Here is a 24,319-nt window from a genome sequence, read left to right on the forward strand (position 1 = left end):
GCCTGTTTGACGAGGAGCCGGACAAGCGGCGATTAGTTCTTCGGCGCGGTGCGCGTATCGACATCGACCACGACACTCAGGCCCGCCCGCAGGCGACCCGTGTCGAGAGCATCCTGCGGCAGTGCGATACGAACCGGAACGCGCTGGATGATCTTGGTGAAGTTGCCCGTCGCGTTTTCCGGCGGCAGCAGCGAGAAGACCGAACCGGAAGCCGGCGAGATCGATTCCACCGTGCCGGTGATCGGGTCGTCGCCATAGGCATCGACATGCACCTTAACCTTGGAGCCCGGCTCCAGATGCTGGATCTGGGTCTCCTTGAAGTTGGCATCGATATAGAGCTGGCGGGTGGGCACCAGCGCCATCAGCCGCTGGCCGGGCGAAACGAGATCGCCTTCCTGTACCGAGCGGTTGCCGACAACGCCGTCATAAGGAGCCTTGAGCACCGTGAACGAGAGATCGCGGGCCGCCTTGTCACGCTGCAGTTCCAGCGTTCGGACAGAGCTTTCCGCTTCATTGCGCTGCGCTTCGAGGATGGTGATATTCGCCTGGGCTGACTTGATCGCCGCCTCGCCACCGACAAGATTGGCATGAGCCTGATCAAGAGCCACATTGGCGCTATCGAGATCGGCAGCGGTGCCGACCGACTTGGTGGCAAGTTCCTGCTGGCGCTTCTGGGTGATTTCGGCGCCGCGAACGGCAGCCTCGAGCGCAACCTTTGATGCCTGCGCCTGTGCAAGGCTGGCTTCAGCGCCTTCGACCTGCGCATCGATGCGCGAGAGTGACAGCTTTTCGGTCTCGATCGCCGCGTTGGCCTGATCGAGCGCGTTCTGATAGTCACCATTATCAAGCGTGGCCAGCACGTCGCCGGCCTTCACCTGTTGGTTGGCAACCACATTCACCTTGGCAACGAAAGCCGTGACCTTGGGAGAAATCGTGGCGATGTCGCCTTCGATATAGGCGTCATCGGTCGACACCATGAAACGGCCGTTGGTCCACCATTCATAGCCATACCACGCACCACCTGCGAGAAGCGCAAGCACGACAACCGGAAGCACGACACCGCGCTTCTTTTTCTTCGGTGCCTCTGCCGTCTGGGCCGGCGCCTGCGACTGTGCGGGCGCAGCCGGACTGGCCTCAGCCGCAGCAGGGCTTGCGTCGCCCTGCTCCTGCGTCTTGCTCACGTCGATGTCATCGCTTTTTACTGTGCGCAGAGCGCCGGCATTTTTAGAAGCCGTCATGGAGTATAACCGTCGTTGAAGGAGGTTGAAACCAATCGAACCGATCAGTTCGGAGTGTTGACATAGAGCCTTCCTTGCCACATATCAAGTCCAGATCGAACCGCTCGGTTCGAAAAAAGTTGGAAATGGAAAAAATGACGCCGAAAGGGTTAAAAAAGGTCTCGCTTAAGGAAAACGTGAAGGTCTCCGGCCGTTTTGCGGCAGGCGAGGATCCCGTAAAGCGCGAGCAGATCCTTGACGGTGCCAAGCGTGTATTCATGCGTATGGGTTTTGATGCGGCAAGCATGAACGACATTACCCGTGAGGCAGGTGTCTCAAAAGGGACGATCTATGTCTATTTTGCCAATAAGGAAGACCTGTTCGTCGCGATGGTCGAGATGGAACGTGAAGCCTTTCTCGGCTCCATGAGGACTGTGCTTGCCAAAAGCGAGAATATCGAAAAGGGTCTTTACGAATTCGGCGTCACCTTTCTCGAACACATGACCGACGGAAAGGTCGTCACCGCGATGCGCACGGTGCTCGGTGTTCGTGAACGCATGCCCGATCTCTGTTCCCGTTTTTTCCGCGGCCCACAGAACCTGAGAACGGTTCTGCACGATTATCTGGGTCAGGGCGTCGCCGCCGGCACGCTGGAGATCGACGACCTCGATCTCGCCGCCGGTCAGTTTCTCGATCTCGTCAGCGGCAGCTTCTTCAAATTCCGCCTGTTCGGCACTATGGCAGAGCCACCGTCGCGACAGGAGATAGAACGCGTTATACGCGGCGCCATCCGCGTTTTCATGGCAGCTTATGCATCAGATAACAAATCCGTGATCGCCAAGTCCGTATGAACGGGGCAAATTGTCGCCTCTCAGACGCAACCTCCTCTTGTTTTTAGGCTGAAAGCCCCCAAATGCGGCGGGCATTTACCGCCTTTGATTGAAAACAGGAGACATGGATGGACATTGCAGCGCTCTTAGCAGACCCGGGGGCCTGGGTAGCGCTCGTAACACTAGTGGTCATGGAAGTCGTGCTCGGCATCGATAACCTGATCTTCATTTCCATCCTGACCAACAAGCTGCCGCCTGAGCATCGCGAAAAGGCACGCAAGATCGGTATCGGCCTGGCCCTTATCATGCGCCTTGGCCTGCTCGGTACGATCGCCTGGATCGTTCAGCTGACCAATCCGCTTTTCGAGCTTTTCGGCCAGCCCTTCTCCTGGAAGGACCTGATCCTCATCGCCGGTGGCCTGTTCCTCGTCTACAAGGCAACGAAGGAAATCCACCATTCGGTGGATGTCATCGATCACAAGGAAGACATGGTCGGCGCAGGTTCGGAAGTCCTGCAGATGAGCTTCAGCGCGGCAATCGTGCAGATCCTCATCCTCGACCTCGTCTTCTCGATCGACAGTATCATCACGGCGGTCGGCATGACGCCACACCTGCCGATCATGATCGTCGCGGTCGTCGCAGCCGTCACCGTCATGCTGCTGGCAGCCACCCCGCTCGCCAATTTCATCGAGCGCAACCCGACCATCGTCATGCTGGCACTCGGCTTCCTGCTGATGATCGGTGCGACGCTGATTGCCGAAGGTTTCGGCGTCCACGTGCCGAAGGGCTACATCTACGCCGCCATGGCCTTCTCGGCCCTGGTCGAGATGCTCAACATGTGGTCCAGAAACGCCAAGGCCAAAAACAAGGCCAGGGGCGGCGGCGAGAAGCTGCATTGATCTCACAGAAAGGGCGCCTGAGGCGCCCTTTTTTATTCCCGGTTACTTTGCCAGTTCGCGATCGAGAGCCTCGACCAACCGGCTGTCATCGGCAGTCACATCCGGCGCAAAACGAGCCACAACCTTGCCATTACGGCCGATCAGGAATTTCTCGAAGTTCCAGACGATCTCTGCGTCATCGGCAACCTCCATGCCATGACCTCTCAGCCTTTCCTTCATCGGGCCGTCTCCGGTCGTCGCAATGCCCGAACCGGTCAGCGCCTTGTAGAGCGGATGCTTGTCATCGCCCTTCACCGAAATCTTCGAAAAGATCGGGAATTTCACGTCATAGGTCAGCTGGCAGAATTCAACGATTTCGGCATCCGTGCCAGGCTCCTGGCCCTTGAAATTGTTGGCCGGGAAGGCCGCGATGACAAACCCCTTGTCCTTCTTGTCTTCATAGAGCTTTTCCAGACCTTCATACTGCTTGGTCAGCCCGCATTTTGAAGCGACGTTTACGACCAGCATGACCTGCCCGTTGTAGCTGGCAAGCGTTGTATCGCTCCCGTCAGTGCGCTTGACGGGAATGGAAAGAATATCGGTCATGGAAAACTCCTGAAGGCAGTGCAGATGAGCGCCAGCTTAATACGCGCATCCGGCTTGTCCATCACTCATGCCACTTCGTCGATCAGCACCTGGATAAATCCGCGCGAACAGCGCTCGATGCGGCCGGTAACTCCGTAGACCTGATTGAGGACATCCGGCGTCAGAGCGTGTTGCGGCTCACCATCGGAGACAACGCGACCGCCCGACAGAAGCACCAGCCGGTCACACCAGCGGCAGGCGAGACCGAGGTCGTGCAGTACTGCGATCGAGATGATCCCCTGTTCCTCGGTAATCTCGCGGATCGTGCGCATGACGCGGATCTGGTGGGCAACATCGAGCGCCGAGGTCGGCTCGTCGAGCAGCAGCACCCGCGGCTTGCGCACCAGCGCCTGCGCAAGGCTAGCAAGCTGCCGCTGGCCCCCGGAAAGCGAGTCGAGCTGCGCCATGGCAAGATTGCTGATGCCGAGCCGATCAAGAACGGCAAGCGAGCGTTTGACCGCATCCGGATCGCGCGAGGAAGCGCGCAAAGCCCCGATCGTTGCCTCCAGCACCGTCAGCGCTACCCGCTGCGGCAGGGATTGCGGCATGTAGGTGATCGCCCGAGCGCGCTGCGCCGGCGATTGCCGCGTGATGTCGACACCATCCAGATGCAGCACGCCGCCCGCCTTGTGAAGGCCCGCCAGCGAACGCAGCAGCGTCGACTTGCCGGCTCCGTTCTGGCCGAGAAACGCCGTGATCGTCCCTGAAGGCATTGCAGAAATGTCGACATCCGTCAGAACCGGCTTTTTACCGTAACCGGCGGAGAGTTTTTCGACCGAAAGCATCAAGCCTTCCCCTTCGTGCTGAAAATCAGGGCAAGGAAGAACGGCACGCCGATCAGCGACGTGACGATGCCGACCGGGATCAGCACGCCCGGCACGATGATCTTGCTGGCAGCCGATGCCAGCGCCATGACCAGCGCGCCGCAAAGCATGCTTGCCGGCAGGAAGAACCGATGATCCTCGCCGACTAGAAGCCGGGCAATATGAGGGCCGACAAGCCCGATGAACCCGATCGTGCCGACGAAGGAAACGGAGGTCGCGGCAAGAATACTGACGCGCAGAAGCGAGAAGAACCGCAACCGCGTCACGTCGATACCGAACGAACGCGCCCGATCCTCGCCAAGCCTCAATGCCGTCAGCTTCCAGCAGGCAGCCATTGAAAACGGTACGACACAAGCCATGACCAATGCCATGATCTGAAGCTTCGTCCAGGTCGAGCGGGTGAGGCTACCCATGCTCCAGAAAACCAGTTGCTGCAGCGCCTCGGCCGAAGCGACGAACTGCATGATCGCCACCAGCGCGTTGAAGATGAAAACCAGCGCAATGCCGAACAGTACAAGCGTCTCGACCCCTGCACCACGCAGGCCGGAGAGCGCCTGCAGCAAAAGGACGGAGCCGAAGGCGAATATGAAGGCGTTGGCAGGAATGAACCACTCGGCCGGCAGGCCGGGAACGCCGAGCTGCAGCACGATGGCAAGCGCCGCGCCGAAGGATGCCGCAGACGACACGCCGAGCGTAAACGGGCTTGCCAGCGGGTTGTCGAGAATGGTCTGCATCTCGGCACCGGCAAGCGACAGCGACGCGCCGACAAGCAGGGCCATCAGCGAATAGGGTAGCCGCACGTCGACGACGATCGCACGCACGCCTCGGCTGACACTCTCCGGCTGAAAAATCGCGGCCAGCACGTCACTCGGCGAGAGACCGGAAGACCCGACGCAGATATCGATCACTGCGGCGGCGCAAAGCGCCACGGCAAGAACGATCAGCATCATCACTTTCACGCGGATCTTGCTATGATAGGCGCGCTCCGCATCCGCCAACAGCGCTGGCGGATTGTGTTCGGCAATGCTCACATGATGCTCCGATACATAGGCGCAATTCCAACAAATGCAGGAACCGGAATTGCGTGGAAACAAATGGATGGAGCAGTTCCGCATTTCGAGGAAAGGCGAAACTGCTTCAAAAAAGCCTACTGCGTTACCGGTGCCGAGGCGCCGAGCACGACAGGTGCATCGGGGATCTTGGTGAAGCTCTTGATCAGGCTCGCATAGGTGGCGGCGGGATCGAGATCCTTGAAGGCTTCCGGATACATGAAGGTCGCCATGTATTCGAGGCCGACAATGTTATACGGATGGTTGTAGAACTGGTGGTAGAGACCGTAGACGCGGCCATCCTGCACCGCCTTCATCGCGGCAAAGCCGTCACGCCGCTCCAGCTTGCCGAGTGCTGCCGAAACCTGCTGCGGCGTGACATTGTAGCCGAATGGAGCCGCGGAATTTTCCGGGTTTGTCCACTGCGAACCGGACATGATGTAAACATCCGGCGGGTTGGAGCCGAGCAGCGCTTCGAGCGACACGGTGCCCGTCTGGCCCGGCAGCAGCTTGGAGCCGATATTGTTGCCCTTCAGCGAGGCGACGAGCTTGCCGAAACCGGTATCACCATGGGTAAAGCAGCAACCATCACCCTTGTTGCCGGCCTTGGCTTCGACGAAGACATTCGGAAACACTGTCTGCTTGGCGATAACCTCGTTCAGGTGGCCGAGATGCTGTTTGTAGAAGGAAACGTATTCTGCAGCTTCCTTCTCGCGATCCATCACCTTGCCGAGCACTTCGACGCTTTCCATCGTATGGTCGACCGGCTCTTCCATCACGTCGAGATAGACGACCGGAATATCGAGCGCCTTCAGCTTGTCCTCAATACCGCCTTCCTTGAATGACTTCTGCGCCCTCAGCTGGGCAACGACAACGTCAGGCTTGGCGGCGATGACCGCTTCCAGATCGGTTTCTCCATCTTCCGACAGGCTCATGATTGGCGGAGCCTTGCCGAAGGCGCCTTCCATGAGTTTGGCAGTACCCGGATCGGACTTGACGAAATTGGAGCTCCAGCCGACGACACGCGCATAGGGGTTGTCACGATCAAGCAATGCAACGGTCAGCATGTCACGCCCATCCTGCAGGATGATCCGTTCGGGCTTCTTGGCGATCGTCACGGTGCGGCCAGCGACATCGGTGATCGTTGCCGGATAGTCGGTGGCAAACGCGGTGGATGCACCAAGCGCAAGGGCAAAAGCGGAAAATACGATCGGTCTCATGGGTGTCCTCTGTGTGTCCGTTGCATCAGATCTCCTCCCGGTTGCGGACCTACGCTGATTTCATGAGTAGAACAATCAACTTTTACTTGAAAAATGCCCTCGTTCTGACGAGCCGACCCAATTCGCAGTAGAATTGTACAAATTGGCGATATCCCGTATCGGCGTTTGAAACGATCCGGCCTCTCGGGCATTATTGCGTCACTCGAAACCGCCCACCTCGCCGCACGCATACCCCCGGAGCCGCATGACAACCCAGCAGATCCTCGCTTTCGCCGTCATCGCCGCGATGATGGCCGTATTCATCTGGGATCGGTTTCGCTATGATGTGGTGGCCTGTTGTGCGCTGGTTCTGGCCGTGGCGCTCGGTGTTGTGCCGACCGACCAGGCATTTTCCGGCTTTTCCGACGACATCGTCATCATCGTCGGCTCGGCGCTGGTCGTCTCGGCGGGTGTCGCGCGCTCCGGTATCGTCGATCTGGCTATCAAGAAGTTCTTCCCCAATCTCGACACGCTGCACACCCAGCTCGCGTTGTTGATGATCGTCGTGGCGGTTCTCTCCGCCTTCATCAAGAATATCGGCGCGCTGGCCATCATGATGCCGGTCGCCTTCCAGTTCGCCAAAAAATCCGGTGCCTCGCCGTCGAAATACCTGATGCCGATGGCTTTTTCGGCACTGCTCGGCGGGCTGATGACCCAGATCGGCACCTCGCCCAATATCGTCGTCTCACGCATCCGCGAAGAACTGACCGGCCAGTCCTTCACCATGTTCGATTTCACCCCGATGGGCGTCATCCTCTGCGTGGTCGGCATAACCTTTCTTCTGTTCTTCCATTGGCTGGTGCCGAGCCGCACAAAGGAAAACCACTCGATCGAAGAAGCCGTCGAGATCAAGAACTACACATCGGAAGTGATGGTGACGGCGCAATCGACCGTGCTTGAAAAGCGGTTGGGCGAACTGCTGAAACTTGGCGATGGCGAAGTGATTGCCAATGCCGTGCTGCGCGGCACTGCCCGCATGGCGCCGTTCCCGGACCTGAGCTTGCGGGAAAATGACATCGTCCTGCTCGAAGGCCCGTCCAAGGCGCTCGACCGCATCGTTTCCTCGGCAAAGCTGCAACTGTCCGGCAAGCCGCTGACCGGCGAACAGGCACAGGGCGACATCATCTCGATCGAGGCGATCATCAGCCAGGAATCGCCGCTCAAGGGCCTGTCCGCCAAGGAACTGGCACTCTCCTATACCCGCGGCGTCAATCTTCTGGCGATCAGCCGCCACGGGGAACGCCTGAAAGAGCGCCTCGGCAGCCTGACGCTTGCAGCCGGTGATGTGATCGTGCTGCAGGGCTCGCGAAAGACCATGCCGACCATCATGCAGGATTTTTCCCTCCTGCCGCTGGCCCAGCGGGAGGTATTGCTCGGCACCCGTCGCCGCGCCTTCATCCCGCTCATCATCCTTGCGCTCGCCATGGCCGCCACCGCAGTCGGCTTCGCCCCGGTGCCTGTCGCCTTTTTCGCAGCAGCCCTCGGCATGGTCGTCTTCCGCTGCATACCGCTCACCGATTTCTACAAGTCGGTAGACGGCCCGATCCTCGTCATGCTGGCAGCCCTCATCCCCGTCTCAGACAGCCTGCGCACCACAGGCGGCAGTGACCTGATCGCCGGCTGGCTCGGCGAGGTCGCGGCAACCCTGCCTGCCTGGGGTGCCCTTGGCCTCATTCTCGTAACCGCCATGGCCGTTACCCCCTTCCTCAACAATGCCGCGACCGTGCTCGTCATGGGCCCGATCGCAGCCAGCTTCGCCACCAATCTCGGTTTCAAACCGGAAGCGTTCCTGATGGCAGTTGCGATCGGCGCCGGCTGCGATTTCCTCACCCCCGTCGGCCATCAGTGCAACACGCTGGTCTTCGGTCCGGGCGGCTACAAATTCTCCGATTATCCGCGCCTCGGCCTGCCCCTGTCCTTCCTCATCATCCTCGTCAGCATTCCGGCCTTGCTCTACATCTGGCCAGTCGGCTGACACCGGTAAGATCCTGCTAGGGCCGTTGGGCCTAAAAACCTTGACGCTTTCGCCTGAATATGGCCTAAGCCTGCCCCAATCCCTATTCCCGGAACAGGCTTGGCGCATTCGGTTGCGCCGCGAAATAGAGCAGCACAATGATCAACCCGACCCCACGCGTCCGCATCGCTCCCTCGCCCACCGGCGAGCCGCATGTCGGCACCGCCTATATCGCCCTTTTCAACTACCTATTCGCAAAGAAGAACGGCGGCGAGTTCATCCTGCGCATCGAGGATACCGATGCCACCCGTTCGACGCTCGAATTCGAACAGCGGGTTCTGGATGCGCTGAAATGGACGGGTCTGAAATGGTCGGAAGGCCCGGATGTCGGCGGCCCGTACGGTCCTTACCGCCAGTCCGAGCGCAAGGACATGTACCAGCCTTACGCGCAGGACCTACTCGACAAGGGCCATGCCTTCCGCTGCTTCTGCACGCCCGAACGGCTCGAGCAGATGCGCGAAGGCCAGCGCGCCGCCGGCAAGCCGCCGAAATACGACGGTCTCTGCCTGCATCTGACGGCCGAAGAAGTCACGTCCAAGATGGCAGCCGGCGAAAGCTCCGTCGTGCGCATGAAAATCCCGACCGAGGGTTTCTGCGACTTCAACGACGCCGTTTACGGCGATGTGTCGATCCCGTGGGATTCTGTTGACATGCAGGTCCTCATCAAGGGCGACGGCATGCCGACCTATCACATGGCAAACGTCATCGACGACCACCTGATGAAGATCACCCACGTCGCCCGCGGCGAGGAGTGGCTGGCATCGGTGCCGAAGCACATCCTGCTCTACCGTTATTTCGGTTGGGAAGCTCCGGTCTGGATGCACCTCTCCCTGATGAGGAATGCCGACAAGTCCAAGCTGTCGAAGCGCAAGAACCCGACCTCGATCAGCTACTATTCCGCACTCGGTTACCTGCCTGAAGCCCTGATGAACTTCTTGGGCCTGTTCTTCGTGCAGATCGCCGAAGGCGAGGAACTGCTGACCATGGAAGAGCTGACGGCAAAGTTCGAGCCGGACGCACTCTCCAAGGCCGGCGCCATCTTCGACCTGCAGAAGCTCGAATGGCTGAACGGCCGCTGGCTGCGCGAAAAGCTGACGCCGCAGGAATTCGTTGCCCGCACACTCGAATGGGCAATGGAAAACGACCGCCTGAACCAGGGCCTTCTGCATTCGCAGAGCCGCATCACCAAGCTCGGCGACCTGCCGAACCTTGCAGGCTTCCTGCTCGCCGCCGATGTCGGCCTGACGCCGGCATCTTTCGCGGGCCTGAAGACGTCGCCGGAAGATACGCTTGCGATCATCAACACGGTCCAGGCCGACATCGAAAAGATGGTCGAGTGGAACGTCGAGGCGATCGACGCCGAACTGCGCGCCGTGGCCGACAAGCTGGAAAAGAAACTCCGCGTCGTCACCCCGCCGCTCTTCATCGCCATGTCCGGCTCGTCGCGCTCGCTGCCGCTGTTCGACTCGATGGCCATCCTCGGCCGCTCGGTCGTGCGCCAGCGCCTGAAGATCGCCGCAACCGTCGTGGCATCGATGGTGGGCGACGGGAAATAAGGAATTCGCGACGCGCCCCCTCCCCACAAGGGGAGGGTTAGGCCGAGCCAGCCGCGCCGGCATAACAGAACAACGAGCCGAAAAAGGCGAACACGATGACCGACACCACAAAGACCGAAACCGCCCTCTCCTCCGACGTCACCGAAGTGCGCGCGCAAAAGCTTGCCAAGCTGCGCGAAACCATCGGCGACGTCTATCCGGCGCATTTCCACCGCACCATGACCAATGCGGAACTGGCTGCGAAATACGAGGCGCTGGAGCCGGATACGGAAACCCAGGACGTCGTCACCGTTGCCGGCCGTGTCTACTCCTCTCGCAATTCCGGCATGTTCATGGATATCCATGATGCCTCCGGCAAGATCCAGATCTTCTCCCACAAGGATGTCACTCCGGAAGAAGCGCGCAACATGCTGCCGCTGATCGATCTCGGCGACATTATCGGCGTCACCGGCACGGTGCGCCGCACCAAGCGCGGCGAGTTGTCGATCAATGCGCAGGAAATCATCATGCTGACAAAGGCGCTCCTGCCGATGCCGGAAAAGTGGAACGGCATTGCCGACGTCGAAATCCGCTATCGCAAGCGCCACCTCGACATCATGAGCAACGAAGAGTCGAAACTGCGCTTCCAGCAGCGCTCGAAGATCGTTTCCGGCATCCGCCACTTCATGGAAAACGACGGCTTCCTGGAAGTCGAAACCCCGATGCTGCAGACGGTTTATGGCGGCGCCACCGCCGATCCGTTCAAGACCTTCCACAACACGCTGAAGATGGACATGTACCTGCGCATCGCGCCGGAACTGTTCCTGAAGCGCACGCTGGTCTCCGGCCTGTCCGACAAGGTGTTCGAGATCAACCGCAACTTCCGCAACGAAGGCGTCTCTACCCGGCACAATCCTGAATTCACGATGATGGAATGCTACTGGGCCTACGCCGATTACGAGGACGTAATGGACCTCGTCGAGCGGCTGTTCGAAACGCTGGCCGTCTCGATCCATGGCACGCCTGAGGTCACCTTCGGCGACAAGCAGATCTCCTTCAAGGGTCCGTTCAAGCGCGTGCCGATGCCCGACGCCGTCAAGGAAGCGACCGGCATCGACTTCCTGTCGATCAAGACCGACGAAGAAGCACGTGCTGCCGCCAAGGCTGCCGGTTTCGAGGTCGAGAAGGACTGGACCTGGGGCGAATGCCTTGCCTTCATCTTCGAAGAGAAGGTCGAAGGCACGCTGATCCAGCCGAGCCACGTTACCCACTTCCCGAAGGACATTTCGCCCTTCGCCAAGGAAGTTCCGGGCGAGCCGCGCCTCGTCGAGCGTTTCGAAACCTATTGCAACGCCTGGGAAGTCGGCAACGCGTTCTCCGAACTCAACGATCCGGAAGAACAGCGCAAGCGCATGGTCGAGCAGCTAGAACAGGCGCACGCCCGCGGCGAGAAGGACAAGCAGCTGGACGACGAGTTCCTTGACGCGATCGACCAAGGCATGCCGCCGGCCGGTGGCCTCGGCATCGGCGTCGATCGCCTTGTCATGCTCCTGACCAACGCTCCGTCCATCCGCGACGTCATCCTCTTCCCGGCCCGCAAGGCCAAGGCGGACTGAGGATCAGGCAGACAGGTCTGAAACGACAAAAAAGGCGGCTATAAAAGCCGCCTTTTCTCATATTCACTCTTCGCTGAGCTGATATTCAATCCGCGGGCGGCGCGACATCTGCCGCGGGCGCTGCCTGCTGCGCCCGGAACTTTTCCAGCCATGCTGCACCGGCTGTGTCAGCAGCGCTTGCACCGGAAGCCGCAGACTGTGGCCCTCCCGCATGAGCTTCTGCTTGCGCCGCCTCCGTGGTGGCTCTCGGCTGATCTTCCCCGCCGGTTGCAGTTCCGGAGTGAACCTCATCACCCGCATCCGACTTCGACCAGCCCTTGCCACCCTCGGCAGTTGTTTTTGGCTCGCGCGCGGGTTCCGAAGCCTGCTTGGCCTCGTTCACAGCATCGACTTTGGCTTCCTTCTGTTCAGAAGCAGTTGGTTCGTCCGCAGAACCGCCAAGGATCTTGCTCTTTGCCTGATCGAAAAAGCTCTTTTCTTCGGCAGGCTTTTCAGCAGCGGCAGTGTCGGACTTGGCTGCCTGAGCACCGTGGCTTTCGCCGGCAGGCGCATTGGCCACAGAAGCAGCCTTCTCGTTCCCCTGACCGGCCTCATGGCCGCCAGTCACCTCTTCCTTCGCGCCGAAAACCATGCCGGTAATCGAACTCAGAAAGCCGCCGCTTTCAACCGCGGCAACCTCTTCGCCCTTGGCTTCAGCCTCGGCACTGGCACCTTCCGTCGCCGGCGCGCCACCGTGGCCGGAAGGTTTCTCACTGCCACCGGCAGGTGCACCGTGTCCGGAAGCCTTTAGTTCTGCCTTGGCCGCCTCACTGCCTTCTGGCAGGGACGGGTCGATACAGTCCGCCTTGTCGGTCAGATGTGTTTCCAGATGCTCGATATCCTCCAGCGGAAGATCGACCCGCATGCCGTAGAAATGGCCGCTGGCGCTCGGTGCGCCATCGAGATAATAGGCGGAGTAATTCTCGGTCTGCCCACCTGCAGGGATCTTGGCAGGGTTTGGAATGTAGACGACCTGCGCGGCAATCGCGCGGCCGCGCATGTCCGCGGTATCCTTGGGGCCGGCGCTGTCGATCATCGCGACCTGCACGAGACCGGCCTTTTCCTTCTCCTGCACCGCCCGCGCCACGCGCAAGGCCGTCTTCAGCCGCGAAATTCCGTCACCGGCCTGGTCGCTGGTCACATATTTGCGCACCCATATACTACCGTCGCGGCGCATCTTCTGCGTCTGCAACGTCGTACAGGTCAGGCCGTTTATGTCTTTATAGGATGGGCCGAGGATCTTGTCGGTTCCGATCAGCACCGCTGCCGAGCCGCTCGCGCCACAAAGAACCAACGCACCGCTGAGGAGGAAGATGAATTTCTTCGACAGCCGGATCTTCATTTACCGACACCCGGCATGGACAACTCCAGTCACGCAATACAAGTCATGGAACAATGGGGGCATATTCGCCCAATCTTATTGAAGAAACTTTAAGCGGATTTGTCAGGCCGCCGTTCCAAAACGGGATTTCCCGATCTTGTTGCGAATGATTTGCAATAGCGTTGACAGGCGGATTTTTGCCGTTAGATTAAATTGCGAATGATTTGCAACAGCAATAACGGATCATCTATGTCGTTTTTGAGAATTGCATGCCTCGGCACCGGCCTCCTTGCCGGCCTGATCTCCCTGCCCTTTTCCGCTGCCGCTGGGGAAAAGCCCAAGGTCGTCACCACTTTCACCATCATCGCCGACATGGCGAAGAATGTCGCAGGCGATGCGGCCGATGTCGAAAGCATCACCAAGCCCGGCGCCGAGATCCACAATTACCAGCCGACACCACGCGACCTCTTGCGTGCCCGCGATGCCGATCTCGTCCTGCGCAACGGTCTCAACCTCGAACTCTGGTTCGAACGCTTCCTCAAAAACCTCGGAGATGTGAAAAACGTCACCGTTTCCGATGGTGTCACTCCCATGGCGATTGCCGGCGGCGCCTATCAGGGCAAGCCCAACCCGCATTCCTGGATGTCGCCGGAAAACGCCGTCATCTATGTCGAGAATATCCGCAAGGGACTGACCGAGATCGACCCGGCCAATGCAGAAACCTATGCCGCCAACGCCAGGGCCTACACCGACAAAATCCGCGCACAGGCTCAGCCTATCCGCGATGAACTGGCCAAACTGCCGGAAAATCACCGTTGGCTCGTCACCAGCGAAGGAGCGTTTTCCTATCTCGCCCGTGATTTCGGCCTGAAGGAGCTTTATCTCTGGCCGGTCAATGCCGATAGCCAGGGCACGCCGCAGCAGGTGCGCGCCGTAATAGATGCCATGCGCGAACATGAGGTGAAGGTGATCTTTTCCGAAAGCACCGTCTCCGACAAGCCGGCGAAACAGGTCGCCTCCGAAACCGGCGCTACCTATGGCGGAGTTCTCTACGTAGACTCGCTGAGCGAGGCTGACGGCCCGGTACCGACCTATCTCGATCTGTTGCGCATCACCTCCGAAACCATCGCAAAAGGTCTAGCGCAATGAGGATGGGCAAGACCAAGCCGGTAACGACCGGCCTCACGCTCAACAATGTCAGCGTCGCCTATCGCAACGGCCACACCGCGCTGAAACATGCGAGCTTCGAAGTGCCGAAAGGCACGATCACCGCACTTGTCGGCGTCAATGGCGCCGGCAAGTCGACGCTTTTCAAGGCCATCATGGGCTTCGTCAGGCTAACCGAAGGCTCCGTCGAAATCCTCGGAATGCCCGCCCGCGAGGCGCTCAAAAAGAACCTCGTCGCCTATGTGCCGCAGTCCGAAGAGGTCGACTGGAATTTCCCGGTTCTGGTCGAGGACGTGGTGATGATGGGCCGCTACGGCCACATGAATTTCCTCCGCATCCCGTCGCGCCGCGACCACGACATGGTCACCGAGGCGCTGAAGCGGGTGAACATGCTGGAATACCGCAAACGCCAGATCGGCGAGCTTTCCGGCGGCCAGCGCAAGCGTGTTTTCCTTGCCCGTGCGTTAGCCCAGGAAGGCCAGGTCATCCTTCTTGACGAACCCTTTACCGGCGTCGATGTCACAACCGAAGAGCAGATTATCGCGCTTTTGAAAGCACTGCGTGACGAAGGCCGCGTCATGCTGGTCTCCACCCACAATCTCGGCAGCGTGCCGGATTTCTGCGACCGCACCGTTTTCGTCAAAGGCACGGTCATCGCCTATGGCAAGACGGCCGACACGTTCAACGAAGCCAATCTGGAAAAGGCCTTTGGCGGCGTACTGCGCCATTTCATCCTCGGCGGTTCCGACCTGCATGACGATGCCGATCCGCGCCGTGTGAAGGTCATCACCGATGACGAACGCCCATTCGTTACCTACGGCAACGGCACAGAGAAGACCAAAGCGAGGAAAAAGAAAAAGGACAGCGTCGATGCTCCAGACGCTTCTTGAACCCTTCACCTATGGCTACATGCTGAACGCCATCTGGGTCTCCGCCTTGGTCGGTGGCGTCTGCGGATTTCTGTCCGCCTATCTGATGCTGAAAGGCTGGTCGCTGATCGGCGATGCGCTCTCGCATTCGATCGTTCCGGGTGTCGCAGGTGCCTATATGCTCGGCCTGCCCTTCTCGATCGGCGCCTTCATGTCCGGCGGCCTCGCAGCGCTTGCCATGCTGTTCCTCAACCAGCGTACACGCCTCAAAGAAGACGCCATCATCGGCCTGATCTTCACCTCCTTCTTCGGGCTCGGCCTGTTCATGGTGTCGCTGTCACCGACCTCGGTCGATATCCAGACCATCGTCATGGGCAATGTGCTCGCCATCAGCCCCGGCGATACGCTGCAGCTCGTCATCATCGGCACCGTCAGCCTCGTCGTCCTGACCTTGAAATGGAAGGATCTGATGGTCGCCTTCTTCGATGAAAATCACGCCCGCACGATCGGCCTTAAGCCAGATGCGCTGAAGGTGATGTTCTTCGCTCTTCTCGCCGCATCCACCGTTGCGGCCATGCAGACCGTCGGCGCTTTCCTCGTCATCGCCATGGTCGTCACCCCGGGCGCGACCGCCTATCTGCTCACCGATCGCTTCCAGCGCGTTATCCTGCTCGCGCTCGGCATCGGTGCCGCCACCAGCTTCCTCGGTGCCTATCTCTCCTACTTCCTCGATGGCGCAACCGGCGGCATCATCGTCGTGCTGCAGACGGCAATCTTCCTCATCGCCTTCGTTTTCGCGCCCAAGCACGGCATGCTCGCCGCCCGCCGCCGCGTGAAGGCATCGCTGGAGGAAGCCGCCCCGGGGAGTGCAAAATGAGCGACACGATCGACCTCCTCCTCTTCCCCTTCCAGATCGATTTCATGCGCACCGCCTTTGCCGTGACGCTGATGATCGCTCTGCCGATGGCGATCCTCTCCTGCTTCCTCATCCTCAAGGGCTGGTCGCTGATGGGCGACGCGGTTTCCCACGCCGTCCTGCCGGGCGTCGTCATCGCCTATATGCTGGCGATCCCCTTCTCGATCGGAGCCTTCATCGCCGGCATGGTCTGCGCGCTGATGACGGGCTTCCTCAAGGAGAACAGCCGCATCAAGGAAGACACAGTTCTCGGCATCGTCTTTTCCGGCATGTTCGGCCTCGGCCTCGTGCTTTACGTCAACGTCCAGGCCGACGTGCATCTCGACCACATCCTGTTCGGTGACATGCTCGGCATCCTGCCGCAGGACCTGATCGAGACGACGGTCATCGCCATCGCAGCCACCATCTTCCTCGTCATCTTCCGCAAGGACCTTTTGGTGCACGCCTTCGACGAGCAGCATGCCAAGGCGATCGGCCTGCCGACCCGCCTGCTACATTACGGCCTGCTTGCCGTCTTGTCGCTGACGGTCGTCGGAGCCTTGAAGGCGATCGGCATCATCCTTTCGGTGGCCCTCCTGATCGCCCCCGGCGCCATTGCCTTCCTGCTGACACGCCGCTTCACCGCCATGCTGCTGACAGCGGTTGCGGTCGCACTAGGCTGCTCGCTTGGAGGCATCTATCTGAGCTTCTTCCTCGATAGCGCCCCCGCTCCCACCATCGTGCTGCTCATGACGATAACCTTCATCGTCACCTTCATTCGCACAATGCTCGCCTCACGCGCCGCGGCCTGATCAGGTCGCGGGCATATACCCGCTTGCGCGAGAGACAATCCGGGTATATACACGCATCAAGATGTCCAACGATACATGCCACTGCATCCTGTTGCGCAAGGCGACCCGCAAGGTCTCGTCCTATTATGACGAGGCGCTGGCTCCGCTCGGCGTCAATATCGGCCAGTTCAGCCTGCTCAGAAACATCCGCAGGATGGAGCCGGTATCGCTGACCGATCTTGCACATAAGGTGGAGCTCGATCGCTCCACCGTCGGCCGCAACGCCAAGGTGCTTGAGCGTTTGGAACTGATCGCCATCGGCCACGGCGAGGATCAGCGCGAGGCGATGCTGACCATCGCGCCGAAAGGCCGTGATATACTGGAAAAGGGCGCGCCCCTCTGGGATGGCGTGCAGGACGATATAGAGGCCCGCCTCGGACACGAAAAAGCACGGCAGCTGCAGGACTTGCTCGCGGAACTCTGATTTTTTGAACAAGATACGGGTACCTACCCGCAAATGCAGGCAAATACCCCAATAAACAGCTGCACACGGCAGCAAGCAAAGGGAACCACGAATGATATCGACAGGCATTGCCGGCTGGATGGCGGCGAGAAAACTCCATTATGGATGGGTCGTTGCCGCAACCACCTTCCTGACAATGCTGGCAACCGCCGGCGCCATGGGCTCGGCAGGCGTAATGATCCAGCCTCTGCACCAGGAATTCGGCTGGGATGTCGCCGACATTTCCTTCGCCATGGCCATCCGCCTCGTCCTTTTCGGCCTGCTCGGCCCCTTTGCCGCTGCCTTCATGAACCACTTCGGCATCCGCCAGGTCGTCGCGACGGCACTAGGCCTGATCCTGTTCGGCATTATCGTTTCGCTGTTCATGACTGAAATCTGGCAGCTCGTGGCGCTCTGGGGCATCGTCATCGGCGTCGGCACCGGCATGACCGCCATGGTACTGGGCGCCACGGTTGCCTCCCGCTGGTTTTCGCACCGCCGCGGCCTTGTCGTCGGCATGCTGAGCGCCAGCAATGCCACCGGGCAGCTCCTGTTTTTGCCGTTGCTCGCAGCGCTTAGTGAAGCTTATGGCTGGCGCACGGCACTGGTCCTGACAGCCGCAGCAATCACCGCCGCCATGCTGCTCGTCCTCTTGCTGATGCGAGACCATCCCGCCGATCTCGGCCTGCCCGCCTATGGCGAAACCGTCGTCTCGAAGCCACCGAAGCAGGACCACAAGCTGCTCGCCACGCTGATATCGCCGCTCGTTACCCTGAAGTCCGTATCGACAAGCCCGACCTTCTGGATGCTCTTCGGCTCCTTCTTCGTCTGCGGCCTCTCTACCAATGGCCTGATCCAGACCCACTGGATTTCCATCTGCGGCGATTTCGGCATGACCTCGGTCGCAGCTGCAGGTACCCTTGCCGTGCTCGGCATCTTCGATTTCTTCGGCACCGTCGCCTCCGGTTGGCTTTCCGACCGTTACGACAACCGCGTCCTGCTCTTCTGGTATTACGGTCTGCGCGGCCTGTCGCTGATCTACCTGTCCTTCTCGGGCTTCTCCTTCTACGAACTCTCGGCTTTCGCCGTATTCTACGGCCTCGACTGGATCGCGACGGTACCGCCGACGGTCAAGCTCGCCGCAGAAAAGTTCGGCCGGGAAAAGGCTGGGCTGGTTTTCGGCTGGGTCTTCACCGGCCATCAGCTCGGCGCCGCAACCGCCGCCTTTGGCGCAGGCTACATCCGCAGCGACTTCGAAACCTACATGCCGGCCCTGCAGATCGCAGGCGTCATGTGCATGCTCGCAGCCGTCGGCGTCATGCTGTTGAGGAAGCCGGGAAGCCCTGCTCCTGTCGCCCAGGCAGCCTGAAAGGCTTAAACGCCGGGCCGGTAATCCATACCGGCCCCACCCCGCCGAAGCGCCGTCGCTTCGACACGGGTCTCCGTGGCATTCTTGAAAGCCTCCAATGTCAGGCTGACATAGAAAGCCACGATGATCGCCAGAAGCAACACCATGGCCGAAGCATTGAGCAAACCCGAATAGGCGTAAAAGGCATCAGTCATCTGTGTCTCCAATCCTGTTGTGGGATTGAATTTACCGGCGAACATCATCTCGCTGATTGCAGATTTGTTTCGAAATATTTCAGTGTTGCAGTTGTCCCGTCAGGCCGCCTGCTTCGAACCGGCCTGCCCGGTCACCGCGTCCGGTTCACGGATGCGCTGGCGGCGGTTCAGCTTGAAATGATTGACCAGTTCGACAAGTTGCGCGGCACCCGCCGCCAGTGACCGGCTGATCGTCGTCGTCTTTTCCACCATGACCGCATTCTGCTGTGTCATCCGGTCGAGCTGCGAAACCGTGCTGTTGATCTCCGAAAGGCCGGTTGCCTGTTCCTGCGCCGCCGTCGCCAATGACTGAACATTGCTGTCGATCGACGCGACAAACGTCTCGATTTCGTGCAGCGCCGAGCCGGTCTCGTCCACCAGTCGCACGCCTTCCGTCACTTCGCGGCCCGACTTATCGATCAGCGTCTTGATTTCCTTGGCGGCGGTTGCAGAGCGCTGGGCAAGCTCGCGCACTTCTTGCGCGACGACGGCAAACCCCTTGCCCGCCTCACCCGCCCGTGCGGCCTCCACGCCGGCATTGAGCGCCAGGAGATTGGTCTGAAATGCGATCTCGTCAATCACGCCGATAATCTTGGTGATCTCGCCCGACGCATCCTCGATCCGCTTCATCGCCGTGATGGTTTCCTTGACGACGGTGGACGAAGCCGTTGCAGCCTCCAATGCGTTCTTCACCAGCTTGCGCGTCTCGACGGTGTTGGCAGACGATGCGCGAATGGTCGAGGTCACCTGCTCCAAGGCCGCGGAGGCCTCCTCCAGCGATGCCGCCTGCTCCTTGGTGCGGGCAGACATCTGGTCGGCAGCCTCATGCATCTCCTGGCTTGAGCCGTTCAGCATGCCGGTCTGTCTCAGCACACCCATCAACGTCTCCTGGAACGCGCCGATGGAAACGTTGAAGTCCCGCCGTAGCGGTTCGAATTCGGAGCTGAACGGTACGTCGATCGTCTGGCGGATATTGCAGTCGGCAAGACGGCCGAGTCCGGCGCCCAGTTCCTTCACCACAGTCATGCGCTCGGAAACATCCGTCGCAAACTTCACCACCTTGAGCACGCGGCCGCTGTCGTCGATGATCGGATTGTAGGAAGCCTGGATATAGATCGGCTCGCCCTGTCTATTGACCCGGGTAAACTGCCCGGTGGAGAACCGGCCTGCGCGAAGCTCCTGCCAGAATTGCTTGTATTCAGCGGAGCGCGCATAATCCGGCTCGCAGAACATCGAATGATTCCGCCCGACGATCTCGCCCAGCTGATAGCCCAGCGCATTGAGGAAATTCTCGTTCGCCGTGATGATCTCGCCTTCCGGCGTGAACTCGATCACCGCCTGCGCCCGCGACAGCGCTGCCAGCTTGCCGCGGTTTTCCAGCGCATCCTTGCGTGACGCCGTGATGTCCGTGGCGATCTTCACCACCTTGTAGGGTTTGTTGCCCTTGAAAAGCGGATTGTAAGAAGCCTCGATCCAGACCTCGCGACCGCTCTTGCCGAAACGCTTGTATTTACCCTGGTCGAACTTACCCTTGGCCAATCCCGCCCAGAAATCCGCATAGTCCTTCGAAGCCGCATCGGCCGGATCGACGAAGATGCGATGGTGCTTGCCGACGATCTCGGACAGCGAATATCCGACCGTCCGGCAGAAATTCTCGTTGGCGGTCAGAATGATGCCTTTGAGGTCGAACTCGATGATCGCCTGCGAGCGATTGAGCGCCTCGACAAGGGCTGCGTTGGACTGCATGTGGCCGAAAGGCAAACCGACCATGGATATCTCCGCTTGGCTAATTTTGCGGCAAGACTATCCACCTTTAATAAAGTTTAAGTTAATTAAGCAATTGATCGCGTTCAACTTTACGGCGTCCTGGAGCGCCGTCGCTTTCACAACCGGAAGACTACTCGCCCATGAAAAAGGCCCGCCTCGCGGCGAGCCTTTTCTATATTCTGGCGGTGGTTCTATGATCAGGCGGCAGCGAGCTGCAGTTCCTTGCTGACAAGGTTGCGCAGCGCAATCAGGTCCTTGTTGAACAGGCGGATACCGTCCGAAAGCTTTTCGGCCGCCATCTGGTCTTCGTTCAGCATCCAGCGGAAGGTCTTCTCGTCCATCTTGATCGGCGCGACGGCTTCGAACTTCTCCGGCGAAAGCTTGCGCTCCAGCGTACCCTCGGCCTTGTCCAGCTCGTCGAGCAGGTTCGGCGCAATCGTCAGGCGGTCGCAACCGGCCAGCGCTTCGATCTCGCCCGTGTTGCGGAAGGAGGCGCCCATGACGATCGTGGAGATGCCGTTTGCCTTGTAGTAGTTATAGATCGAACGAACCGAAACGACGCCCGGATCGGTCTCAGCCGTGTAGTCCTGGCCCGTCGACTTTTTGTACCAGTCGAGAATGCGGCCGACGAAGGGCGAGATCAGGAATGCCTTGGCGTCCGCGCAGGCGACGGCCTGGGCGTGGGAGAACAGCAGCGTCAGGTTGCAATCGATACCTTCGGCCTGCAGCACTTCGGCGGCCTTGATACCTTCCCAGGTGGAGGCGAGCTTGATCAGGATACGCTCGCGCTCGATACCGCGTGCCTTGTAGGCAGCAATGATGTCATGTGCCTTCTTGATCGAGGCTTCCGTGTCAAACGAAAGATCGGCGTCGACTTCGGTCGAGACGCGACCCGGAACGATGCCGGCAAGTGCTGCACCGACATCGATCGCCAGACGATCGGCAACCGCAACCGCAATCGCTTCATTATTGCCGCCCTGTTTGCGGCCCCAGGCAACGCCTTCCTTCACCTTGTCGGCAAAGATCGACGTGCCGATCGCCTTCAGAACGATCGAAGGGTTGGTGGTGCAATCGACCGGCTTGAGGCGGGCAACGGCTTCGATATCGCCGGTGTCGGCGACGACGGTGGTCATGGAACGAAGTTGCTCTAGTTTTGACGTCATCCGAATGGTCCTCACTGATGGCTGTCGGTGCTGGAGGCACCGATTTTGCTCCTCTGGCATGTTATCTAGATAACATCCGCGGAAGGTAAAGAAGTCAAGACATTTGTCCTTCTCAATTGACATATGTTCCAATGAAGACGATATCATGACCGGACGCGCAGGAATTGAATATTCCGCTTTTCGGGAGGATTGAGCGCCCTTGGCAAGATTGAGACGCGAGAGCCATACGACCTATTCCGATGCGACCTCCCAGAGGCTTCGCGCTGCATGGCTTTATTACAATCAGGGCCTCACCCAGAAGGATGTGGCAGAGCGACTGGGCGTCAGCCGCTCGACCGTCATTCGCATGCTCGACGAGGCCATGAAGCGCTCCGAGGTGCAGATTTGGATTTCGGAAGGCGTCGAAAGCTGCGTCGAACTCGCAATCCAGCTGGAAAAGGCCTATGGGCTCGATGAAGCGGTTGTCGTTCCGACACCGCGCAACAGCAGCGCGGATGCGCTGGCAGGTGCAGTTGGCCTCGCGCTCGGGCAATTCCTCTCCGATGTCATCCAGGATGACATGACCATCGGCGTCGGCTGGGGCCGTACCATGACGGCCTCGCTCTCCAGCTTCCGCCCCGCGCGCCACAACAACGTCAAGGTCGTCTCGCTGCTCGGTGGCATCGTCGCCGTCCACCAGACGAACCCGATCGATTTCACCTGGCGTTTTGCCGGGCAGTTGGGCGCAGAATGCTACATGTTCCTCGCCCCTCTTCTCGTCGATACGGTTGCCACCAAACGCGCCCTGATCGACAAATGCGGCCTCGACACCATCTACAACCTTGCCGAGAATCTCGATCTCGCCGTCGTCAGTTGCGGCGACATCGGCCCGCACTCCACCTCGCTCTCGGAAGGCTTCATTTCGAAGAAAGAGCTGGACCGTCTCATCGCCGCCGGCTGCGTCTGCGATACGATGTTCAACTTCCTCGATGAGGAAGGCCGCTCCGTCGACCACGCCTTGAACGAACGCGTCATGTCGGTCGATCTCGACACGTTGAAGAAGGCAAAACATATCGTCCTTTCCTCCGGCGGCTCCCACCGCGCCGTCGCCATCCGCGCCACGATCCGCCGTATCGGCTGCAACACGCTGATCACCGACGAGACGGCGGCAAAGGAACTGCTCCGGCTCGCCGCATCGGAACCGGCAACCGCAGCGGAGAGCTGACAATCTCCCGCACGGCTTTTCGTGGATGCAGCTGCCTGATGTTTGCCAACTGTTTGACAGACGGTCGAAAAAAATGGCAGCAAATTGGAGGAGGAGATTTCTGCCATGGCAAAACGGTCTGACACCCAGGGACGGCTGGATGATGCGGCGAGGGCTGGCTGGCTCTATTACGTCGCCGGTCGAACCCAGGACGAAATAGCGGCCGCCATGGGCATTTCCCGGCAATCGGCGCAGCGTCTCGTCTCGCTCGCGGTTGCCGAGCGCCTGATCAAGGTCAGGCTCGACCATCCGATCGCCGCCTGCCTGGAACTGGCCGAACGACTGAAGGAAAAATACGGTCTGCGCCATGCGGAAGTCGTGCCGAGCGACCCGTCCGGATCATCATCGACCACCGGCATTGCCGAGGCTGCGGCCGCCGAGATCGAGCGATGGCTCAGACGGCCGGAGCCGATCGTGCTCGCGGTCGGCACAGGCCGTACCTTGAAGGCCGCGGTCGATCAGTTGCCGCCGATGGAATGCCCGCAGCATCGCATCGTCTCGCTCACCGGCAATATCGGCCCGGATGGATCGGCCGCATTCTACAACGTCATCTTCTCGATGGCGGATGCCATCAAGGCCCGCCATTTTCCCATGCCGCTTCCCGTTCTCTGTTCCTCGGCGGAAGAGCGTGAGACTTTGCACGATCAGGCACTTGTCCGCTCAACTCTGGCGCTTGGCGCGGAGGCAGCCGCCACCTTCGTCGGCATCGGCGAACTGGGCGTCGAAGGCCCGCTCTGTGTCGATGGCTTTCTGGGTCGCGAAGAAATGCAGAGCCTCGTCGAAAGTGGCGCGGCGGGCGAAATCTGTGGCTGGGTCTACGACCAGCAGGGGCGACTTTTGGAGAATGCCGTCAATGAGCGTGTCGCCAGTGTCCCGATCCCGTCCCGCTACACGAGCGCGGTGATTGGAATCGCGAAAGGACAGCGCAAAATCAAGGCCATCGCGGCAGCGCTTCGCGGCAAGCTGATCAACGGTATCATTACCGACGAAGCTTCTGCTGAGCAGTTGCTCCGCCTGTGAGCAAAAATTTTTACATTTAAATACAATATCTTAAAACGGTTTAATCGCAGTGCAGCGACGAATCCGTGTTGAC

Annotated in this window: 22 protein-coding genes; 13 read left to right on the top strand and 9 right to left on the bottom strand. The window is 59.8% G+C overall.

All coding sequences use genetic code 11. The features are described 5' to 3' along the window. Positions 1-32: 32 nt before the first annotated feature. Positions 33-1,238, bottom strand: coding sequence for an HlyD family secretion protein (locus HNQ72_RS06765; protein ID WP_183990728.1), 1,206 nt, complete (start codon positions 1,236-1,238; stop codon positions 33-35). A gap of 134 nt (positions 1,239-1,372) precedes the next feature. Between HNQ72_RS06765 and HNQ72_RS06770 the strand changes: the two genes are divergently transcribed. Both HNQ72_RS06770 and HNQ72_RS06775 read left to right on the top strand, forming a co-directional pair. Beyond that, positions 1,373-2,068 carry a TetR/AcrR family transcriptional regulator gene (locus HNQ72_RS06770; RefSeq protein ID WP_183990730.1) on the top strand — a complete coding sequence of 232 codons (696 nt, stop codon included), beginning with the start codon at positions 1,373-1,375 and terminating at the stop codon, positions 2,066-2,068. A gap of 107 nt (positions 2,069-2,175) precedes the next feature. Then, the gene (locus HNQ72_RS06775) at positions 2,176-2,946 is read left to right on the top strand and encodes a TerC family protein (RefSeq protein ID WP_183990732.1); all 771 of its coding nucleotides are present in this window, start codon (positions 2,176-2,178) and stop codon (positions 2,944-2,946) included. A 42-nt stretch (positions 2,947-2,988) separates the two neighbouring features. Here HNQ72_RS06775 and HNQ72_RS06780 read toward each other — a convergent pair whose 3' ends face one another. From HNQ72_RS06780 to HNQ72_RS06795, 4 genes are all read right to left on the bottom strand, one after another. Further along, positions 2,989-3,531 carry a glutathione peroxidase gene (locus HNQ72_RS06780; RefSeq protein WP_183990734.1) on the bottom strand — a complete coding sequence of 181 codons (543 nt, stop codon included), beginning with the start codon at positions 3,529-3,531 and terminating at the stop codon, positions 2,989-2,991. A gap of 65 nt (positions 3,532-3,596) precedes the next feature. Further along, positions 3,597-4,355, bottom strand: a complete 759-nt coding sequence (locus HNQ72_RS06785; protein WP_183990736.1) for an ABC transporter ATP-binding protein — start codon at positions 4,353-4,355, stop codon at positions 3,597-3,599. Beyond that, positions 4,355-5,419, bottom strand: coding sequence for a FecCD family ABC transporter permease (locus tag HNQ72_RS06790; RefSeq protein ID WP_373289413.1), 1,065 nt, complete (start codon positions 5,417-5,419; stop codon positions 4,355-4,357). The genes HNQ72_RS06785 and HNQ72_RS06790 overlap by 1 nt, the downstream gene beginning before the upstream one ends. A 122-nt stretch (positions 5,420-5,541) precedes the next feature. Beyond that, positions 5,542-6,663, bottom strand: coding sequence for an ABC transporter substrate-binding protein (locus tag HNQ72_RS06795; RefSeq protein ID WP_183990740.1), 1,122 nt, complete (start codon positions 6,661-6,663; stop codon positions 5,542-5,544). Between the two features lie 244 nt (positions 6,664-6,907). Here HNQ72_RS06795 and HNQ72_RS06800 point away from each other — a divergent pair, with 244 nt between their 5' ends. The 3 genes from HNQ72_RS06800 (at position 6,908) to lysS (ending at position 11,867) form a co-directional block, all read left to right on the top strand. Then, on the top strand, positions 6,908-8,677 hold the full coding sequence (locus HNQ72_RS06800; protein WP_183990742.1) for an SLC13 family permease: 1,770 nt from the start codon (positions 6,908-6,910) through the stop codon (positions 8,675-8,677). Between the two features lie 137 nt (positions 8,678-8,814). Continuing rightward, positions 8,815-10,272, top strand: a complete 1,458-nt coding sequence (gene gltX / locus HNQ72_RS06805; protein WP_183990744.1) for a glutamate--tRNA ligase — start codon at positions 8,815-8,817, stop codon at positions 10,270-10,272. A gap of 95 nt (positions 10,273-10,367) precedes the next feature. Beyond that, positions 10,368-11,867 carry a lysine--tRNA ligase gene (gene lysS, locus HNQ72_RS06810; RefSeq protein ID WP_183990746.1) on the top strand — a complete coding sequence of 500 codons (1,500 nt, stop codon included), beginning with the start codon at positions 10,368-10,370 and terminating at the stop codon, positions 11,865-11,867. 85 nt (positions 11,868-11,952) lie between these two features. Here lysS and HNQ72_RS06815 read toward each other — a convergent pair whose 3' ends face one another. Beyond that, positions 11,953-13,248 carry a hypothetical protein gene (locus HNQ72_RS06815; RefSeq protein ID WP_183990748.1) on the bottom strand — a complete coding sequence of 432 codons (1,296 nt, stop codon included), beginning with the start codon at positions 13,246-13,248 and terminating at the stop codon, positions 11,953-11,955. Between the two features lie 228 nt (positions 13,249-13,476). On the opposite strand from HNQ72_RS06815, the gene HNQ72_RS06820 reads away from it, so the two are divergent. The 6 genes from HNQ72_RS06820 (at position 13,477) to HNQ72_RS06845 (ending at position 18,820) form a co-directional block, all read left to right on the top strand. Then, positions 13,477-14,376 (top strand): metal ABC transporter substrate-binding protein, encoded by a 900-nt coding sequence (locus tag HNQ72_RS06820; RefSeq protein ID WP_183990750.1) that lies wholly within the window; start codon positions 13,477-13,479, stop codon positions 14,374-14,376. After that, positions 14,373-15,284, top strand: a complete 912-nt coding sequence (locus HNQ72_RS06825) for a manganese/iron ABC transporter ATP-binding protein (RefSeq protein ID WP_183990752.1) — start codon at positions 14,373-14,375, stop codon at positions 15,282-15,284. Before HNQ72_RS06820 ends, HNQ72_RS06825 begins: the two co-directional genes overlap by 4 nt. Next, positions 15,265-16,140, top strand: coding sequence for a metal ABC transporter permease (locus HNQ72_RS06830; protein WP_183990754.1), 876 nt, complete (start codon positions 15,265-15,267; stop codon positions 16,138-16,140). Before HNQ72_RS06825 ends, HNQ72_RS06830 begins: the two co-directional genes overlap by 20 nt. Next, positions 16,137-16,970 (top strand): metal ABC transporter permease, encoded by an 834-nt coding sequence (locus HNQ72_RS06835; RefSeq protein WP_183990756.1) that lies wholly within the window; start codon positions 16,137-16,139, stop codon positions 16,968-16,970. Before HNQ72_RS06830 ends, HNQ72_RS06835 begins: the two co-directional genes overlap by 4 nt. 61 nt (positions 16,971-17,031) lie before the next feature. Next, positions 17,032-17,433 carry a MarR family winged helix-turn-helix transcriptional regulator gene (locus HNQ72_RS06840; protein ID WP_183990758.1) on the top strand — a complete coding sequence of 134 codons (402 nt, stop codon included), beginning with the start codon at positions 17,032-17,034 and terminating at the stop codon, positions 17,431-17,433. 91 nt (positions 17,434-17,524) lie between these two features. Next, a complete protein-coding gene (locus HNQ72_RS06845) occupies positions 17,525-18,820 on the top strand; it encodes an MFS transporter (RefSeq protein WP_183990760.1) in 1,296 nt (431 codons plus the stop codon). Between the two features lie 5 nt (positions 18,821-18,825). On the opposite strand, the gene HNQ72_RS06850 is transcribed toward HNQ72_RS06845, so the two are convergent. From HNQ72_RS06850 to tal, 3 genes are all read right to left on the bottom strand, one after another. Then, positions 18,826-19,014, bottom strand: a complete 189-nt coding sequence (locus HNQ72_RS06850; protein ID WP_183990761.1) for a hypothetical protein — start codon at positions 19,012-19,014, stop codon at positions 18,826-18,828. Between the two features lie 99 nt (positions 19,015-19,113). Next, positions 19,114-20,823 (bottom strand): methyl-accepting chemotaxis protein, encoded by a 1,710-nt coding sequence (locus HNQ72_RS06855; protein WP_183990763.1) that lies wholly within the window; start codon positions 20,821-20,823, stop codon positions 19,114-19,116. A 194-nt stretch (positions 20,824-21,017) separates the two neighbouring features. Further along, positions 21,018-21,983 (bottom strand): transaldolase, encoded by a 966-nt coding sequence (gene tal / locus HNQ72_RS06860; RefSeq protein ID WP_183990765.1) that lies wholly within the window; start codon positions 21,981-21,983, stop codon positions 21,018-21,020. 199 nt (positions 21,984-22,182) lie between these two features. On the opposite strand from tal, the gene HNQ72_RS06865 reads away from it, so the two are divergent. Together HNQ72_RS06865 and HNQ72_RS06870 are read left to right on the top strand one after the other, a co-directional pair. Further along, a complete protein-coding gene (locus tag HNQ72_RS06865; protein ID WP_183990767.1) occupies positions 22,183-23,187 on the top strand; it encodes a sugar-binding transcriptional regulator in 1,005 nt (334 codons plus the stop codon). 105 nt (positions 23,188-23,292) lie between these two features. Next, positions 23,293-24,246 carry a sugar-binding transcriptional regulator gene (locus tag HNQ72_RS06870; protein ID WP_183990769.1) on the top strand — a complete coding sequence of 318 codons (954 nt, stop codon included), beginning with the start codon at positions 23,293-23,295 and terminating at the stop codon, positions 24,244-24,246. Positions 24,247-24,319: the final 73 nt, after the last annotated feature.

Origin of the sequence: Aliirhizobium wenxiniae (genome assembly GCF_014201355.1) — a bacterium.
Taxonomy (GTDB): Bacteria; Pseudomonadota; Alphaproteobacteria; order Rhizobiales; family Rhizobiaceae; genus Neorhizobium; species Neorhizobium wenxiniae.

Coding starts and splice junctions, on each gene's coding strand:
- HNQ72_RS06800 (WP_183990742.1), top strand. CDS start 6,908: ATGACAACCCAGCAGATCCTCGCTTTCGCCGTCATCGCCGCGATGATG.
- HNQ72_RS06815 (WP_183990748.1), bottom strand. CDS start 13,248: ATGAAGATCCGGCTGTCGAAGAAATTCATCTTCCTCCTCAGCGGTGCG.
- HNQ72_RS06855 (WP_183990763.1), bottom strand. CDS start 20,823: ATGGTCGGTTTGCCTTTCGGCCACATGCAGTCCAACGCAGCCCTTGTC.
- tal (WP_183990765.1), bottom strand. CDS start 21,983: ATGACGTCAAAACTAGAGCAACTTCGTTCCATGACCACCGTCGTCGCC.
- HNQ72_RS06830 (WP_183990754.1), top strand. CDS start 15,265: ATGCTCCAGACGCTTCTTGAACCCTTCACCTATGGCTACATGCTGAAC.
- HNQ72_RS06835 (WP_183990756.1), top strand. CDS start 16,137: ATGAGCGACACGATCGACCTCCTCCTCTTCCCCTTCCAGATCGATTTC.
- HNQ72_RS06770 (WP_183990730.1), top strand. CDS start 1,373: ATGACGCCGAAAGGGTTAAAAAAGGTCTCGCTTAAGGAAAACGTGAAG.
- HNQ72_RS06870 (WP_183990769.1), top strand. CDS start 23,293: ATGGCAAAACGGTCTGACACCCAGGGACGGCTGGATGATGCGGCGAGG.
- HNQ72_RS06820 (WP_183990750.1), top strand. CDS start 13,477: ATGTCGTTTTTGAGAATTGCATGCCTCGGCACCGGCCTCCTTGCCGGC.
- HNQ72_RS06850 (WP_183990761.1), bottom strand. CDS start 19,014: ATGACTGATGCCTTTTACGCCTATTCGGGTTTGCTCAATGCTTCGGCC.
- HNQ72_RS06775 (WP_183990732.1), top strand. CDS start 2,176: ATGGACATTGCAGCGCTCTTAGCAGACCCGGGGGCCTGGGTAGCGCTC.
- gltX (WP_183990744.1), top strand. CDS start 8,815: ATGATCAACCCGACCCCACGCGTCCGCATCGCTCCCTCGCCCACCGGC.
- HNQ72_RS06845 (WP_183990760.1), top strand. CDS start 17,525: ATGATATCGACAGGCATTGCCGGCTGGATGGCGGCGAGAAAACTCCAT.
- HNQ72_RS06785 (WP_183990736.1), bottom strand. CDS start 4,355: ATGCTTTCGGTCGAAAAACTCTCCGCCGGTTACGGTAAAAAGCCGGTT.
- HNQ72_RS06795 (WP_183990740.1), bottom strand. CDS start 6,663: ATGAGACCGATCGTATTTTCCGCTTTTGCCCTTGCGCTTGGTGCATCC.
- HNQ72_RS06825 (WP_183990752.1), top strand. CDS start 14,373: ATGAGGATGGGCAAGACCAAGCCGGTAACGACCGGCCTCACGCTCAAC.
- HNQ72_RS06780 (WP_183990734.1), bottom strand. CDS start 3,531: ATGACCGATATTCTTTCCATTCCCGTCAAGCGCACTGACGGGAGCGAT.
- HNQ72_RS06765 (WP_183990728.1), bottom strand. CDS start 1,238: ATGACGGCTTCTAAAAATGCCGGCGCTCTGCGCACAGTAAAAAGCGAT.
- HNQ72_RS06840 (WP_183990758.1), top strand. CDS start 17,032: ATGTCCAACGATACATGCCACTGCATCCTGTTGCGCAAGGCGACCCGC.
- lysS (WP_183990746.1), top strand. CDS start 10,368: ATGACCGACACCACAAAGACCGAAACCGCCCTCTCCTCCGACGTCACC.